Here is a 16,461-nt window from a genome sequence, read left to right on the forward strand (position 1 = left end):
GACAGCGCCAGGACTCAGCCGTCACTCACGTCGCACTCTGCGTCGTCTGGGCCATCGTGGTTGAAAAGCACTTAGTTGACAGGGACTGCGTACAAGACATGACCTGATTATCGTGCCGACGCTCCGCGTCGGCATGCAGTTCGTGACGCTCCGCGTCACACGGCGGCTTTAGGATGTATGTGCCACCGTGGCTGAAAAGCACTGTGTTAGCCGCGGCCGCAGGGAGGCATGACGGGGTGTAGAGAGTCAAGCCAGCCCTATGACATTAGTGCCCGCCCCCCGCCGCAGGCCCGGCTTTGGCAGCGAATGGGGGTTTGGCCAGCCAGACCAGCAGGATCAGTCCTGCGAATATCCAGCCCAGCAGGTAGAAGTAATCCACGGTGGACATCATGTAGGCCTGAGCGTTGAGGGTACGTTCCAGTTGTGCGTAGGCCTGCGGGCTCGCGCCGCCCAGGCTGTCGAGGGCATGCCGGGTTGTAGGGTCGAACGTGCTGATGTTTTCACTCAGGTAGGCATGATGCTGGTTGGCGCGACGAATCCAGATCCAGGTGGTCAGTGACGCTGCGAAGCTGCCGCCGAGGGTGCGCAGGAAAGTTGCCAGTCCCGAGCCATCGGCGATCTGGTTGGGCGGCAGGTCGGACAGCAAAATGCTCAGGGTCGGCATGAAGAACAGCGCCACACCAATGCCCATGAACAACTGCACCATCGCCACGTGCTCAAAATCCACGTCGGTATTGAAGCCGGCACGCATGAAACAGCTCAGTCCCATCGCCAGAAACGCCAGCCCTGCCAGGAGCCGCAGGTCGAACTTGTGCGCGTACTTGCCGACAAACGGCGACATCAGCACTGGCAGGATGCCAATCGGCGCAACAGCCAGACCCGCCCAGGTCGCGGTGTAGCCCATCTGGGTCTGCAACCATTGCGGCAATATCAGGTTGATACCGAAGAAACCCGAATAGCCGCCGATCATGACCAGCGTGCCGATACGGAAATTGCGATAGGCAAACAACCGAAGATTGACGATCGGGTGCTTGTCGGTCATTTCCCAGATCACGAAGAACGTCAGCGCGATCAGTGACGTCAACGAGCCGAAAATGATGAAGTTCGACTCGAACCAGTCAAGATCATTGCCCTTGTCGAGCACTATCTGCAACGCGCCGACACCGACAATCAGGGCCAGCAAGCCGATGTAATCGAGCGGTTGATGAGCGGTGCTGACCGGCCTTTTAGCCATTTGCGAACGCACCACCAACACAGCGAACAGGCCGATGGGGATGTTGATGAAGAAAATCCACGGCCAACTGTAACTGTCAGTAATCCAGCCACCGAGAATTGGCCCGGCGATAGGCGCGACCACCGTCACCATCGCCAGCAATGCCAGGGCCATGCCCCTTTTGGCAGGCGGGTACACCGCAATCAGCAGGGTCTGACTCATCGGATACAGCGGGCCGGCCACCATGCCCTGCAACGCCCGGAAACCCACCAGTTCCGGCATGGACTGGGAAATGCCACACAAAAACGACGCCATCACGAACAGAATGGTGGCCCACAGAAACAGCTTCACCTCGCCGAAGCGGCGGCTGAGCCAGCCGGTCAAGGGCAAGGCAATCGCGTTGCTGACGGCGAACGAGGTGATGACCCAGGTACTCTGCTCGGAGCTGACCCCCAGGTTGCCGGCAATGGTCGGCAACGCCACGTTGGCAATCGTGGTATCGAGCACCTGCATGAATGTCGCCAGCGACAGACCGATGGTGCACAACAACAGGCTTGGCGGGGTAAAAGAAGCGGGGGCGTTGTTGCTCATCGCAAATCCCTGAAGACGAGTGCGACACCCCGGCCAGATGGCCGGGGTTCACGGATTGGCGGTTCAGCGCTGAACGGTAGCCTTGCTACTGGAAGCGCTGTTTTCGTGAATCAGGCGGGCAATCAACGCATCGGCATCGGCCAGTTGCGCGGCGTAGACCTGAGTGCTGAACGCTGCCTGCTTACGCGGCTGTTGCGCCAGGACCGGGCCGCTCTGGTCGTGCAGATTGACCTCGACCGTGGTCGACAGACCGATGCGCAACGGGTGCTTTACCAGCTCATCCGGGTTGATGTGCACGCGAACCGGCACGCGCTGAACAATCTTGATCCAGTTACCCGTCGCGTTCTGCGCAGGCAGCAGCGCAAAAGCGCTACCCGTACCAGCCCCCAGACTGTCGATGGTGCCGCTGTATTTGACATCGCTGCCATACAGGTCGGAGCTGATCTCCACCGGTTGCCCGATGCGCATCTTGCCCAGTTGGGTTTCCTTGAAGTTGGCATCGATCCACAACTGATCCAGCGGGATGACAGCCATGGTCGCGGTGCCAGGCTGAATGCGCTGGCCCAGTTGCACGCTGCGCTTGGCCACATAACCGGTGACCGGCGCTACCAGCGTGCTGCGTGCATTGGCCAGAAAGGCCTGGCGTAGCTGGGAGGCAGCAGCTTTGACGTCGGGATGTGAAGAAACAACCGTGTCGTCGACCAGCGCCACGCTGGTGCTCAACTGCTGCTGAATATTGTTCAGCGCGCTTTGCGCACTGGTCAGACTGTCTCTGGCATGCGACAGCTCTTCCTGGGAAATCGCCCCGCCCGCGGCCAGGCTGCGCCGCCGGTTGTAGTTGTCCTGAGCAGTCTGCACGGCGGCGCGCTGGGCAGCCAGTTGAGCTTTCATGCCGTCTACATTGCTGTACAAACCACGTACCTGACGCACAACCTTGCCCAGATTGGCCTCGGCGCTTTGCAGCGAGACTTCGGCGTCGCTTGGATCGAACTTGAGCAAGACCTGCCCTTCGTGCACCAGATCCCCGTCGTCGGCACCAATGCTGATAACGGTTCCAGTGACCAACGGAGTAATTTCGACCACGTTGCCATTTACGTAAGCGTCGTCGGTCTCTTCGCTCCACTGTCCATAGACCTCGTACCAGGCCCAGATGGCCAGACCAAGGATCACGACGATGACAGCAAGCCCGATCAGCAGGAACTTGCGCTTGCCCGGCTTCGGCGTTTGCTGTGAAGACGGGGCAGATGTGTTTTCAGCGGCGGCAGTGGCCATGGCAGTTACCTTGTAATCAGCAAAACGGCGGGACGACAGCGACAGGCAGGTTCATGCCTGCCGACAGGTCCGACGCTCAGCTTTTTGCTTTGGGGTTGAAGCTCAGACGAGTCAGGGTGATGTGGTCATCGGCGGCCACCAGCACTTTGGTGAGAATCCTTTTCAGAGTCTCGACCTCATCACTGTCGAGCGCCGCGAATGTATCGTTCATGGCGTCCGCGCCAATCTGCGGCAGCAGATCCGAAAGCGCCTGGCCCTGCTCGGTCAGGGCCAGGCGCACTTGACGACGATCAGTCGCTGATCGCTTGCGCACAACCAGCCCCTTCTGCTCAAGCCGATCGAGCATGCGGGTCATCGAACCGCTGTCGAGCGACAGGTGCCGACACAATTCGACGGGGGTATCCGTCGAAAACTGGGCAATGATGATCAGCACCTTGAACTGCGCGAACGTCACGTCATAAGGCAGCAGGTACTTGTCGAGCATGCGGTCTTTAAGCGCATTGGTGCGACCGACCAGCAGCCCGATCAGGCTGGAATCAAAATTGTCGGGGCTGAAATGTTTCAAGAATTCATCCAGATAGCTGCCTAGGCAGTGATTGCAAAATATTACTGCCTAGGCAGCCGTTGTCAAAGCATTTATTAGCTTGCTTGCTAAATACGCATAAAAAAAACGACCGCTGGCAAGGCGGTCGTTTTCGAAGTGCGCGCTACAGAAATCAGGCGGCGACAGGTACGCCACTGTGAAAGCGGAACTCTTCGTCCGGGGTTTCGATCAGCTCACGTTCGGCCAGACGGATCTCCTCGATCTTGGCATCGACATCAGCCTTGTCGCCGTAGCTGTAAGCCAGCTTCAGATAATCCTGAAAATGCCGCGCCTCGGACTTCAGCAGACCGCCGTAGAACTTCGCCAGTTCTTCATCCAGGTGCGGCACCAGCGCAGCGAAGCGCTCGCAGGAACGCGCTTCGACGATAGCGCCGACGATCAGGGCGTCGGTCAGCCGGTACGGGTTATGGTTGCGCACGAGCTTGCGCAGCGCTCCGGCATAACGCGCTGAGCTGATATTGGCCATGGGGATCTGGCGCTTTCTGATGATGCTGATCACTTGCTCGAAATGGCGCAGCTCTTCCCGAGCCAGACGCGACATCTTGCTCAACAGGTCAAACTTGTCGTTGTACTGGAACATGAACTGAAACGCCGCCCCGGCGGCCTTCTTCTCGTTGTTCGCATGGTCGATCAACAGGATGTCCAGGTTGCGCAGTGCAGCCTGGACCCAGCTGTCAGGCGTGCGGCAAAGCAGGAAGGCTTCGATTTCGGGGATCGGGTACATAGGCTCACAGAATGACGGAGAGACAAAGCGCGTGATTATACGAGGAGCGACGCTACCTCGCGACACAAATGCATGCGACCACCGGACAAGCCTGGTCAGGCTCCGAATGCGTCGCGCAGAAAGCCTGGCGCGATATAACGCTGATAATGCGCCTCGGACAGCAGGAAAAACTCGCGGTCGATCGCGTCACGTAACTCTGGCAGCGTCCAGTCACGAAACTCCGGCAGCAGCACGAAACCGTAAGCCTCGACCTGACTGATGACCCGCGCACCCCGTGCGATCAATTGGTAAGCCCAGCAATACTCGGACTGATGCGGCACAAAACGGATCTTGCGCTGGGTGAGCTGGGCACGCAGCTTGTCGGCGTCAAACACTTCAAGCTTGGCAGTCATCACCTGGACCAGCAATTGCTCCAGACGTAGCCAGACCGCTCTTTTTTCGTCGTCGTTGTAGCCGTTCCAGTGGATGACCTCGTGGTGGAACCGTTTGCAGCCACGGCACACCAGATCCCCGTAAACAGTGGAGCAAAGGCCGACGCAGGGGGTTTTGATGATGTAATCGGGCATGTCGGGCAAGGCTGCGGAAGGCGAAACAGAGGCTCATGTTAGCCCTTTGTCTAAGCAAGTTCACCCCCGAAGATGTAGGGGCTAACTTACCTTTGGCGAAGTTTTGGCGTAGAATCAGCGAGCCTTTTAAGGCGCCAATGTCCGTTGGAAGCTGTTTTCAAAGCGTCACGAGCACAGTCAGGTTAACCCCGCATTGCGGCGTCGACAGGCCATTCCCTCATCAAGAATGGTCGTGTCGACCGTCACTCCCCCCCGTTCTGCAGGCGTAAAACTTTGAAAACAGCTTCTGTTAGGAATCGCTGACACCCTGCCAACAAGGCTCAATAAGCCTTGCGTGGGTACAGACGATTTCTGGATGAGCGTCCCGGACACCCATTTGGGACCACTGATGAGGGTTAATACTGTGCTTGAAGCCTACCGTAAACACATCGAAGAGCGTGCCGCCCAGGGTATCGTGCCCCAGCCGCTTAACGCCGAACAAACTGCAGGCCTGGTCGAGCTGCTGAAGAATCCCCCGGCTGGCGAAGAAGCTTTCCTTGTCGATCTGATCACCAATCGCGTTCCGCCAGGCGTTGACGAAGCTGCCTACGTCAAGGCCGGCTTCCTGTCTGCCCTGGCCAAGGGCGAAGCCACTTCTCCCCTGATCGATAAAAAACGCGCCACCGAACTGCTGGGCACCATGCAGGGTGGCTACAACATCGTCACCCTGGTTGAGCTGCTCGACGACGCTACCCTTGCGCCGGTCGCAGCCGAACAACTCAAGCACACCCTGCTGATGTTCGATGCTTTCCACGACGTGGCCGAAAAAGCCAAGAGCGGTAATGTCCACGCCAAGGCTGTCCTGCAGTCCTGGGCTGACGGCGAGTGGTTCAAGAAGCGCCCGATGCTGGCCGAGAAGATCAGTCTGCGCGTGTTCAAGGTCACCGGCGAAACCAACACCGACGACCTGTCCCCGGCACCTGATGCCTGGTCGCGTCCGGACATCCCGCTGCACGCCCTGGCCATGCTGAAAATGGCCCGTGACGGCATTGTCCCGGACGTTCAGGGCTCCATCGGCCCGATGAAACAGATCGAAGACATGCGCGGTCAGGGTTTCCCTATCGCCTACGTCGGTGACGTGGTCGGTACCGGCTCCTCGCGTAAATCGGCAACCAACTCGGTGCTGTGGTTCTTCGGCGACGACGTTCCTTACGTGCCGAACAAGCGTGCCGGTGGTTTCTGCTTCGGCAGCAAAATTGCCCCGATCTTCTACAACACCATGGAAGATGCTGGCGCCCTGCCAATCGAATTCGATGTCTCGAACATCAACATGGGCGACGTGATCGACGTTTACCCTTACGCTGGCAAGGTCTGCAAGCACGACAGCGACGAAGTCATCACCACCTTCGAAATGAAGACCCCGGTGCTGCTCGACGAAGTTCGCGCAGGCGGCCGTATTCCGCTGATCATCGGTCGCGGCCTGACCAGCAAGGCGCGCGCCGAACTGGGCCTGCCTGAGTTCGACCTGTTCAAGACCCCGGACCAGCCAGCAGAAAGCACCAAGGGTTACACCCTGGCGCAGAAGATGGTCGGCAAGGCGTGCGGCGTAGCAGGCGTTCGTCCTGGCACCTACTGCGAGCCGAAGATGACCACCGTCGGCTCTCAGGACACCACTGGCCCGATGACCCGCGACGAGCTGAAAGACCTGGCGTGCCTGGGTTTCTCGACCGATCTGGTCATGCAGTCGTTCTGCCACACCGCGGCCTATCCGAAGCCGATCGACGTCAAGACCCACCACACGCTGCCTGACTTCATCATGACCCGTGGCGGCGTTTCCCTGCGTCCGGGCGACGGCATCATCCACAGCTGGCTGAACCGCATGCTGCTGCCGGACACCGTCGGCACCGGTGGCGACTCGCACACCCGCTTCCCGATCGGTATCTCCTTCCCGGCCGGTTCCGGTCTGGTAGCGTTTGCTGCTGCCACCGGCGTCATGCCTCTGGACATGCCTGAGTCGATCCTGGTTCGCTTCAAGGGCAAGATGCAACCCGGCATCACTCTGCGCGACCTGGTTCACGCCATTCCTTACTACGCGATTCAGGCCGGCCTGCTGACCGTAGAGAAGAAAGGCAAGAAGAACGCATTCTCCGGTCGCATCCTGGAGATCGAAGGCCTCGACAACCTGAGCATCGAGCAGGCTTTCGAGCTGTCCGACGCCTCTGCCGAGCGTTCGGCTGCCGGTTGCACCATCAAGCTGGCCAAAGAGCCGATCATCGAATACCTGAATTCGAACATCACCCTGCTGCGCTGGATGATCGAACAGGGTTACGGTGATCCTCGCACCCTGGAGCGGCGTGCTCAGGCGATGGAAGCCTGGATTGCCAACCCGGAGCTGCTGGAAGCCGACAAGGACGCCGAGTACGCCGAAATCATCGAAATCGATCTGGCCGACGTCAAAGAGCCTGTGCTCTGCGCGCCGAACGACCCGGACGATGCCCGCCTGCTGTCTTCGGTACAGGGCGAGAAGATCGACGAAGTGTTCATCGGCTCCTGCATGACCAACATCGGTCACTTCCGCGCTGCGGGCAAGTTGCTGGATCAGGTCAAAGGTCAGTTGCCGACACGTCTGTGGCTGTCGCCGCCGACCAAGATGGACGCTCACCAGCTGACCGAGGAAGGCTACTACGGCATCTACGGCAAGGCTGGCGCGCGCATGGAAATGCCAGGCTGCTCGCTGTGCATGGGTAACCAGGCACGCGTCGAGCCGAACTCGACCGTGGTGTCGACATCGACCCGTAACTTCCCGAACCGTCTCGGTGACGGCGCAAACGTCTACCTGGCCTCGGCGGAGCTGGCATCTGTTGCTTCGATCCTGGGTCGTCTGCCGACCGTCGAAGAGTACATGGGCTACGCCAACCAGATCGATACGATGGCAGCGGACGTATACCGCTACCTGAGCTTCGATCAGATCGCCGAGTTCCGTGAAGCCGCTGCAAATGCCAACATCCCGGCACTGCAAGTGTAATCACTGCGCAAAGCGTTAAAAGAACCCCGTCCTCGTGACGGGGTTTTTTTGGCCTGAATCATCCTCGTACATATATTTTTCACATTCGGATGGCTATAGTGGCGGCCCTTGTTGGGGAGTAGCCTGCTCTTGACTCCGGTCACAGAGCGTTCGCATCAACATTCTCGGCAGCATGCCGTGGTGCGGACACCTTCTGGTTGGCGAGACCAACGATGCATCCATGCCTAAAGTCGGGCGTGTGGTTGCGTCGTTGACTCATAGCCCGACTGGATATAACCGTGAACCCGATTTCCCTCCTCTTTCTCGCGCTTGCCATGTCCACGGACGCCTTTGCTGCGGCCCTCGGTAAAGGAGCAAGCCTGCATAAACCGCGCTTTCTCGAAGCATTGCGAACAGGCCTGATTTTCGGTGCCATCGAAACCATCACCCCGGTTATCGGTTGGGGCATCGGCCAGGTCGCCGCCCGCTTCGCTGAAAGCTGGGACCACTGGATCGCCTTTACCTTGTTGCTGGTACTGGGCCTGCACATGATCTACAACGGCATCAAGCACGATGACGATGAAGAGCAGGAAAAACCCGGCCAGCATTCTTTCTGGATTCTCGCCGTCACCGCGTTCGCCACCAGCATCGATGCGCTGGCAGTCGGCGTAGGTCTGGCGTTTGTCGACGTCAATATTGTGATTGCCGCTCTGGCGATCGGCCTGGCCACCACGGTAATGGTCACCATCGGTGTGATGCTGGGTCGGGTGCTGGGCACCATGGTGGGCAAGCGCGCTGAAATCGTGGGCGGCATCGTGCTGATCGCGGTGGGCGCAACGATTCTGTATGAGCATCTGTCAGCGGCTTGATCGACGCGATCAGGTTTGTAAGCGAGCACAAAAAAACCGCATCTTTCGATGCGGTTTTTTTGCTTACAGCCCTTGCTACAAAAGCGGTCAGACCGTCAGGGTCTGTCCACTCATGGCCAGGTCCAGCAGCTCGCGGTTGGCGACGGCATACATGGCGTAGTCCGTCCCGCTTGCTGCACGCAGTTCAACCAGCATGGCGCGCCAGCGCTCGACCATCAGCGAATGCTGCTCCAGCCACAAGGCCAGACGCGCATCGATCTCCGAAGGACCATCGGCCATTTGCAGGACCGAAACGGTGATCGCCCGCTGTTGCCAGTCGACATCGTCACGGAATGCTTCACGGGCCAGTGCCTGCCAGTTGTTTTCCACCGGCAGACTGCTGATCTGCTGCAAGTACCAGGTAATGTCCAGTGCGCTGCCCACGGCAAAGTATGCCTTGGCGACGTCGGCAGCGTTTTGCCCGGTCACATCGGAGGCTTCGATGATCGGCAGGAGTGTGTACAGGTGAGTCGTACCGGCCACCATGCGCGCCAGCAGTTCCGGTACACCGGCTTCGACATAAGCCTGATAACGCGTCTGCCAGATCTCCCGGGTAGGGCCTTCCAGCAGCTCATCGAGCTTGAGCCCCAGCGCGGCCAAGTGCGGACCGAAGTGAGCGACGTCACGCCCGGCATCCAGTTCATTGCGACGACTGCGCAGGAACCAGCGTGTCGCACGGCGTCCCAGACGCATCAGCTCATCCATCAGCGCCAGCTGGATTTCGGCAGAAACCTTGTAGTCCAGCGCCTCGATCTGGCGGAACCAGTGCGGCAGATGGAAGATGTCACGCACAATCACGTAAGCACCGGCCACAGCGGCGGCACTCATGCCGGTCGACTCTTTGAGCCGTTGCACGAAGGTGATGCCCATGTGGTTGACCAGATCGTTGGCGATCTGGGTGCTGACGATCTCGCGCTTCAGACGGTGACTGCGCATGGCCGTTGAAAATCTGGCGCTCAGCGACGGCGGGAAGGCGGTTTCCATATCGCGTGCCAGATAATCGTCGTCCGGTACACGGGATTCCAGCAGTGCTTCCTTGAGGTCGATCTTGCTGTAGGAGATCAGCACCGACAGCTCGGCGCGACTCAAGCCCTGCTTCGCCGCCACGCGCTCGGCAATCTGCTCTTCGGCCGGCAGGAACTCAATGGCGCGGTCAAGCTTGCCACGGGCTTCCAGGTCGCTCATCAGACGCTTGTATTCAGCAATCCGCTCGTAAGCGCGGCGCGCCGCCAGCGACAACGCCTGAGTCTGCTTGTAGTTGTTACCCAGCACCAGATGGCCGACTTCATCGGTCATGCTTTCAAGCAGCTGGTTACGCTGCTTCTCGGTCATGTCACCGGCCTGCACCACTTCGTTGAGCAGGATCTTGATATTCACTTCGTGGTCAGAGCAGTCCACTCCGCCCGCGTTGTCGATGAAGTCGGTGTTGGTCGCGCCGCCATTGAGGCCGAACTCGACACGGCCCAATTGGGTCATGCCCAGGTTGCCGCCCTCACCCACCACCTTGCAACGCAGCTCGTTACCGTCGACACGCAGCGCATCGTTGGCCTTGTCGCCCACATCGGCGTGCGATTCTTCGCTGGACTTCACGTACGTGCCGATACCCCCGTTCCACAACAGATCGACGGGCGCCTTGAGTAACGCATGCAGCAGTTCGGTCGGGGTCAGCTTGTCAGCCTTGATGTCGAAGCGCGCCTTCATCTGCTCGGTGATGGCGATGCTTTTGAGGCTGCGCGGGAAGATCCCGCCGCCAGCGGACATGATGCTGGTGTCGTAGTCGGTCCAGGACGAGCGTGGCAGATTGAACAGGCGCTGACGCTCGACAAAGCTGCTGGCCGGGTCCGGATTCGGATCGATGAAGATGTGCAAATGGTTGAACGCAGCGACCAGTTGCAATTGGTCAGACATCAGCAAGCCGTTACCGAACACATCACCGGCCATATCGCCGATGCCGATCACGCTGATGCTGTCCTGCTGGACATTGATGCCGCGCTCACGGAAGTGACGCTGCACGCCAACCCATGCGCCCTTGGCGGTGATGCCCATCTTCTTGTGGTCATAACCGGCCGATCCACCCGAGGCGAACGCATCACCCAGCCAGAAGCCGTAGTCGATGGCGATACCGTTGGCGATGTCGGAAAAGGTCGCGGTGCCCTTGTCGGCTGCAACTACCAGGTACGGATCATCGTCGTCATGACGCACCACATTGACCGGCGGTACCAGCACGCCTTCCTTGAGGTTGTCAGTGATGTCCAGCAGCCCCGAGATGAAGATACGGTAGCAGGCAATCGCCTCTGCCTGTACTTCATCGCGATTGCCGGTGGTCGGCAGGCGACGCGGCACGAAGCCGCCTTTGGCACCTACCGGCACAATGACCGAGTTCTTCACCTGCTGGGCTTTTACCAGGCCCAGTACTTCGGTACGGAAGTCTTCCTCGCGATCGGACCAGCGCAGACCGCCACGCGCCACGTTGCCGAAACGCAGGTGCACACCTTCGACACGCGGCGAGTAGACAAAGATTTCAAACTTGGGCACCGGCTTGGGCAGCTCGGGGATCAGGCGCGGGTTGAACTTGAAGCTGAAATAGCCCTTGCTCTGCCCGTTGGCATCGGCCTGATAGAAGTTGGTCCGCAGGGTGGCCTTGATCAGGTCCAGATAGCGACGCAGGATGCGGTCTTCGTTGAGCACCTGAACGTCGTCAAGGGCAGTCAGAATCGCCTGCTCAAGACGCAGTTGCTTGTCATCCAGATCGTCGGAACCCAGCTTGCGTGCCAGATAGAAGCGGGTCTTGAACAGACGCGTCAGCTCGCGGGCAATGTCGGTGTGGTTGTTGAGCGTGGTGGCGATATAGCCCAGATCGAAGCCCAGGCGGATCTGCTTGAGATAACGCGCATAGGCGCGCAGCAGCGCCACGTCGCGCCACGGCAGACCGGCGGTCAGTACCAGGCGGTTGAATGCATCGTTTTCGGCATCGCCGCGCACGATGTGCACGAACGCATCCTGCAGGGTGTCATTGAGCTGTTGAATATCGAGGTTCAGACCTTCGCCGTAGGTAAAGGCGAAATCGTGAATCCAGAACTCGCGACCATTGGCGTGGTGCAGGCGATACGGGAACTCGCCCAGTACCCGCAGCCCGAGGTTTTCCAGAATCGGCAGTACGTCGGACAGCGCCAGCGGTGTGTCGGCGTGATACAGCTTGCAATGCAACTGCTGACGGCCACCGGCCAGTGGCTGATAGAAGCTCATCACCAGCGGATTGGTTTCACTCAGGCTCAGCACATGCTGCATGTCGACGACTGCCGAATGTGCCGCAAAGCGCTCGCGGTAGCCGGCCGGAAAGCCTTTCGGGAAGTCGGCCAACACGTTGGTGCCGTGGGCTTCACCGAAGCTTTCGACCACCAGACTGGCGTAGTCGTCCTTCCAAGAGCGGCACGCCTGGATGACTTCGTTTTCCAGTTGAGCAACGTCGATGTCCAGATTGACTTTAGGGTCTACCCGTAGAATCAACTGCACGCGCGCCAGCACGGATTCGGAGAAGAACGTCCAGAACTCGCAATCGCTGGCTTTCAGGCGATCCATCAATACCTGCTGGATCTTCTGGCGCACTTCGGTGGAATACACGTCGCGCGGCACATAGGCCAGGCAGTAGCAGAAACGGCCATACGGATCCTTGCGCAGGAATACGCGAATCTTGTTGCGCTCCTGAATCTGCACGATGGACATGACCGTGGAGAACAATTCGTCCACCGGGGTCTGAAACAGGTCGTCACGGGGCAGAACTTCAACGACCTGCGCCAGCTCCTTGCCCAGATGCGCCTTGGCATCGAAACCGGAACGACGCTCGACCTCGGCGACCTTGCGCCGGATATACGGAATCTGCCGCACGCTTTCGCCATACACCGACGAGGTGTACAGGCCCATGAAGCGGCATTCCTTGATGACCTTGCCAGAGGCGTCGATCTGCCGGATCGAAACATAATCCGGGTAAGCCGGACGGTGTACACGGCTTGGATGCGCAGCTTTGGCAAACGACAGCAGCACCGGCTCCTGCAGGTATTTAACTGCGTAGTCTTCGATGTGCAGCTCTTCGCGGGTCAGGCCGGGACGCAGCAGTCGGGTCAGTCCCAGGAAGGACGACTCGTCATACACCAGCTGGCCGCCTTCGGCGTCGTTGCGCACTTCGAACTCTTCGTACCCCAGGAAGGTGAAGTGGTTGTCCACCAGCCATTGCAGGAAGACCTTGATCTCGGCCTTCTCTTCGACGTCGGTATTGGACTCGTTGGCATCGATACTGGCCAGCAGCTCATGCAGACGCGCCTTCATCGGCCCGAAATCTTCGACGGCGGCACGCACCTCGCCGAGCACCTGTTCCAGCTCGCGAGCCAGCACGTTCAACTCGCTGACGTTGGCGCAGCGGTCGATCTCCAGGTACATCAGCGATTCCTGCAGCACGTCCTCCCCTGCCGTGCCTTTGGGCAGCAGTTCCAGCAGTTCGCCAGCAGCGCCACGACGCACGCTCAGCACGGTGGTCTGCAGGGTGTGGATGCTATAGCCGCGACGGTTCAGCTCGGTACGGACGGAGTCGACCAGAAACGGCAGGTCGTGATGCAGCACTTCAACGGCAGTGTGAGTCGATTGCCAGCCGTGGCGTTCGTAATCGGGGTTATAGACACGGACCTGCGGGTGAGCATGTTCGAAACGCTCCAGCAGACGCCATGCGGACAAGGTGCAGCCTGCCAGGTCGGACAGACGCCGCTGGGTGAGTTCGTCGAGGGAAATGATGCCGAAGAATTGCTCGGCAAACAGCGCCACTTGTGGCAGTGCCTGTTCGCTGATGTGCTGAGCCAGTGCCGCTTGCAGTTGATGCTGGAAGTCGGCCTTGCTGGCTGCGGTGAAGAACGCCATCTGTGGTACTCCGCTTTGGCTTTTATTGGGGAGGCTTGAAGAAGGTGTTGCTACCGGTGTGCCCTTTGCATCCAATTGCGCGGGCATAACCTGATCGAGTGTAAAGCTAAAGTACTAACGCGCGCTGTGTCAGGGTAGTCACATTTGAATGCCGGAATAAAAAAAGCGACGCGCATCCGACACCGTACACCACTCGTCTGCCATGCAGCTTAACGAGAGCTGACGACGCGCTGCTTACGAGGCTGCGACATATTCGGTCATCAGGTTGCGGTAAAATCCGCACGAAGGTGCCAACATCGCCCGACAATCTTTGTTCGGGGCTGGCAGAATCCACCTCACGCCTCAGTAGCATTCACCCGGAGCCCCCATGCAAATCAAGACTGCCAGCCTCATCGCCAACCCGTGCGACGACGAATACGACGATATGGCACTGCTCTGCTTCCACGCAGAAAACGGCATGCTGTTTTCCCTGACCCGTTTCCCGGACGAGAACGAAGTGGAAATCACTGTCAGCGATGACACGTCACTGAGTGTGTCCAGCCTGAAAGTCACCTTCAGTGCCGAGCGCCTGTTGGTGGAAATCGACCCGCAGGACGCGAAGCAGCTCGATGGGCACCATCAGTATGAAATTCTCCACGCCACCGATGCAGGCGAGTTGCAGGATGTACACCGGACGTTACAGATCATTCTCGAAAGCGTGGGTGAGTACACCAGCACGATCAGTTGACGGCCAAAAAAAGCTAGAGTGAGCAACTACGCCGCACAGGAGACCGTCATGAACCGAATTTTCGACGCCCACTGCCACATCATCGACCCGCACTTCCCCCTGATCGCCAATGACGGTTACTTGCCGGAGCCGTTCGGCGTCAGTGACTATCTGGCGACGGTCAGGCCATTGGGCGTTCAGGGTGGCGCGGTGGTGTCCGGTTCCTTTCAGGGCTTTGACCAGGGTTATCTGCTTCAGGCGCTGCGCCTGCTGGGGCCGGGCTTCGTGGGTGTGACTCAACTGCCCGCCAGCGTCACCGATGCGGAGCTGGACACCCTCAGCGCTGCAGGCGTGCGCGCCTTGCGTTTCAATCTCAAGCGCGGCGGCTCGGAACAGCTCGACCAACTGGAAGCACTGGCCTTGCGCGTTCATGCACACGCAGGCTGGCATTCGGAGCTGTACATCGACTCCCGTGAACTGGCGCACATCGAAACCCGCCTGCGCAAACTCCCGGCGATCAGCATCGATCACCTGGGGCTGAGCGCAGAAGGACTGCCCGTGGTGTTGCGCCTTGCCGAACATGGCGTACGGATCAAGGCATGTGGTTTCGGACGTGTCGACTTCCCGGTACGCGAGGCACTCAGGGATATCAATGCCGCCAATCCGGATGCCTTGATGTTCGGCACCGATCTGCCATCGACACGGGCACCCCGCCCTTTTCAGCCAGACGACATCGAATTGCTGATCGACGCACTGGGCGAAGGCGGCGCCCGTCAGGCGCTGTGGGATAACGCAGCAAAGTTCTACCGGCTCTGACGCTGCTGCCTTTGACGGCCAGACCCCGATCGTCCTACATGGCACACATAGAACATGTAGGACAATTCCTAGTTAAATGACGTATGCGTCTCTAAATGCAATAAAAAACGCGGTAGTCATTAGTCGATACCTGCCTGGATGGATTAAAGTATCGCCCCCAGCTCAGCCGTCACCAGACACAGCTGATCACCATGCCAGGAACCGTCACCGATGGAACATCGTGAAGCGCTGATTGCGCTGCGAACATTTCTTTCAACGCAGATCCTTGGCCAGGAAAAGCTGATCGAACGCCTGCTCATCGCCCTGCTTGCCGACGGCCACATGCTGGTCGAAGGCGCACCCGGCCTGGCCAAGACCAAGGCCATCAAGGAACTCGCAGAAGGGATCGAAGCGCAGTTTCACCGTATCCAGTTCACCCCCGACCTGCTGCCTGCCGACATCACCGGTACGGAAATCTATCGTCCGGAAACCGGCAGTTTCGTGTTCCAGCAAGGGCCGATATTCCACAATCTGGTGCTGGCCGACGAAATCAACCGTGCACCGGCGAAGGTCCAGTCGGCGCTGCTCGAAGCCATGGCCGAACGTCAGGTAAGCGTGGGCCGCAGTACCTACGACCTGTCGCCACTGTTTCTGGTCATGGCCACCCAGAACCCGATCGAGCAGGAAGGCACCTACCCGCTGCCCGAAGCCCAGCTCGACCGCTTCCTGATGCACGTCAAAATCGGCTTTCCGGATGCCGCTGTCGAACGCAAGATCCTGCAGCAGGCGCGTGGCGAAGCGCTGAATGGCGAAACCAAGCCTGAACGCCGTGTCAGCCAGCAGGCGATCTTTGCCGCACGCAAGGAAATCCTTGGTCTGTACATGGCAGATGCAGTCGAGGAGTACCTGGTGCAACTGGTGATGGCCACCCGCACCCCGGCCAAGTTCGACCCGGAACTGGCCGAGTGGATTGCCTACGGTGCCAGCCCGCGCGGTTCCATCTCGCTGGACCGCTGCGCGCGGGCACATGCCTGGCTGGCCGGACGTGATTTTGTCAGCCCCGAAGACATCCAGGCGGTGCTGTTCGATGTGTTGCGCCACCGGATCATCCTGTCGTTCGAAGCCGAAGCTGCCGGTATCGATCAGGATCGCGTGATTCAGCGCATCCTCGACGTCGTGGCCGTCGCCTGACCC

Annotated in this window: 11 protein-coding genes and 1 riboswitch; of the genes, 5 read left to right on the forward strand and 6 right to left on the reverse strand. The window is 59.3% G+C overall.

The genetic code is table 11. From position 1 onward, the window contains the following. Positions 1–265 precede the first annotated feature (265 nt). The 5 genes from ALO80_RS15820 to ALO80_RS15840 form a co-directional block, all read right to left on the reverse strand. Complete coding sequence (locus ALO80_RS15820; protein ID WP_054987000.1) at positions 266–1,804, reverse strand: DHA2 family efflux MFS transporter permease subunit; 1,539 nt, start codon at positions 1,802–1,804, stop codon at positions 266–268. 63 nt (positions 1,805–1,867) lie between these two features. Continuing rightward, positions 1,868–3,076 (reverse strand): HlyD family secretion protein, encoded by a 1,209-nt coding sequence (locus tag ALO80_RS15825; RefSeq protein ID WP_054986999.1) that lies wholly within the window; start codon positions 3,074–3,076, stop codon positions 1,868–1,870. Between the two features lie 76 nt (positions 3,077–3,152). After that, complete coding sequence (locus tag ALO80_RS15830) at positions 3,153–3,641, reverse strand: MarR family winged helix-turn-helix transcriptional regulator (RefSeq protein WP_054986998.1); 489 nt, start codon at positions 3,639–3,641, stop codon at positions 3,153–3,155. A 151-nt stretch (positions 3,642–3,792) separates the two neighbouring features. Then, positions 3,793–4,404, reverse strand: coding sequence for a tRNA-(ms[2]io[6]A)-hydroxylase (gene miaE / locus ALO80_RS15835; protein ID WP_055009673.1), 612 nt, complete (start codon positions 4,402–4,404; stop codon positions 3,793–3,795). Positions 4,405–4,499: 95 nt separating this feature from the next. After that, positions 4,500–4,970 (reverse strand): DUF1289 domain-containing protein, encoded by a 471-nt coding sequence (locus tag ALO80_RS15840; RefSeq protein WP_054071206.1) that lies wholly within the window; start codon positions 4,968–4,970, stop codon positions 4,500–4,502. A 403-nt stretch (positions 4,971–5,373) separates the two neighbouring features. On the opposite strand from ALO80_RS15840, the gene acnB reads away from it, so the two are divergent. Both acnB and mntP read left to right on the forward strand, forming a co-directional pair. Beyond that, positions 5,374–7,974, forward strand: coding sequence for a bifunctional aconitate hydratase 2/2-methylisocitrate dehydratase (gene acnB / locus ALO80_RS15845; RefSeq protein WP_055009674.1), 2,601 nt, complete (start codon positions 5,374–5,376; stop codon positions 7,972–7,974). Positions 7,975–8,080: 106 nt separating this feature from the next. Further along, positions 8,081–8,246, forward strand: a riboswitch (yybP-ykoY riboswitch). 6 nt (positions 8,247–8,252) lie between these two features. After that, complete coding sequence (mntP, locus tag ALO80_RS15850) at positions 8,253–8,822, forward strand: manganese efflux pump MntP (protein ID WP_055009675.1); 570 nt, start codon at positions 8,253–8,255, stop codon at positions 8,820–8,822. A gap of 87 nt (positions 8,823–8,909) precedes the next feature. Here mntP and ALO80_RS15855 read toward each other — a convergent pair whose 3' ends face one another. Continuing rightward, positions 8,910–13,766, reverse strand: a complete 4,857-nt coding sequence (locus tag ALO80_RS15855) for an NAD-glutamate dehydrogenase (RefSeq protein ID WP_054986994.1) — start codon at positions 13,764–13,766, stop codon at positions 8,910–8,912. A 367-nt stretch (positions 13,767–14,133) separates the two neighbouring features. Here ALO80_RS15855 and ALO80_RS15860 point away from each other — a divergent pair, with 367 nt between their 5' ends. The 3 genes from ALO80_RS15860 (at position 14,134) to ALO80_RS15870 (ending at position 16,458) form a co-directional block, all read left to right on the forward strand. Then, the gene (locus ALO80_RS15860) at positions 14,134–14,493 is read left to right on the forward strand and encodes a hypothetical protein (RefSeq protein ID WP_055009676.1); all 360 of its coding nucleotides are present in this window, start codon (positions 14,134–14,136) and stop codon (positions 14,491–14,493) included. A 48-nt stretch (positions 14,494–14,541) separates the two neighbouring features. Further along, positions 14,542–15,288, forward strand: coding sequence for an amidohydrolase family protein (locus tag ALO80_RS15865; RefSeq protein ID WP_055009677.1), 747 nt, complete (start codon positions 14,542–14,544; stop codon positions 15,286–15,288). Between the two features lie 210 nt (positions 15,289–15,498). Next, a complete protein-coding gene (locus tag ALO80_RS15870) occupies positions 15,499–16,458 on the forward strand; it encodes an AAA family ATPase (RefSeq protein ID WP_002554476.1) in 960 nt (319 codons plus the stop codon). Positions 16,459–16,461: the final 3 nt, after the last annotated feature.

Origin of the sequence: Pseudomonas caricapapayae (assembly GCF_001400735.1) — a bacterium.
GTDB classification, from domain to species: Bacteria; Pseudomonadota; Gammaproteobacteria; order Pseudomonadales; family Pseudomonadaceae; genus Aquipseudomonas; species Aquipseudomonas caricapapayae.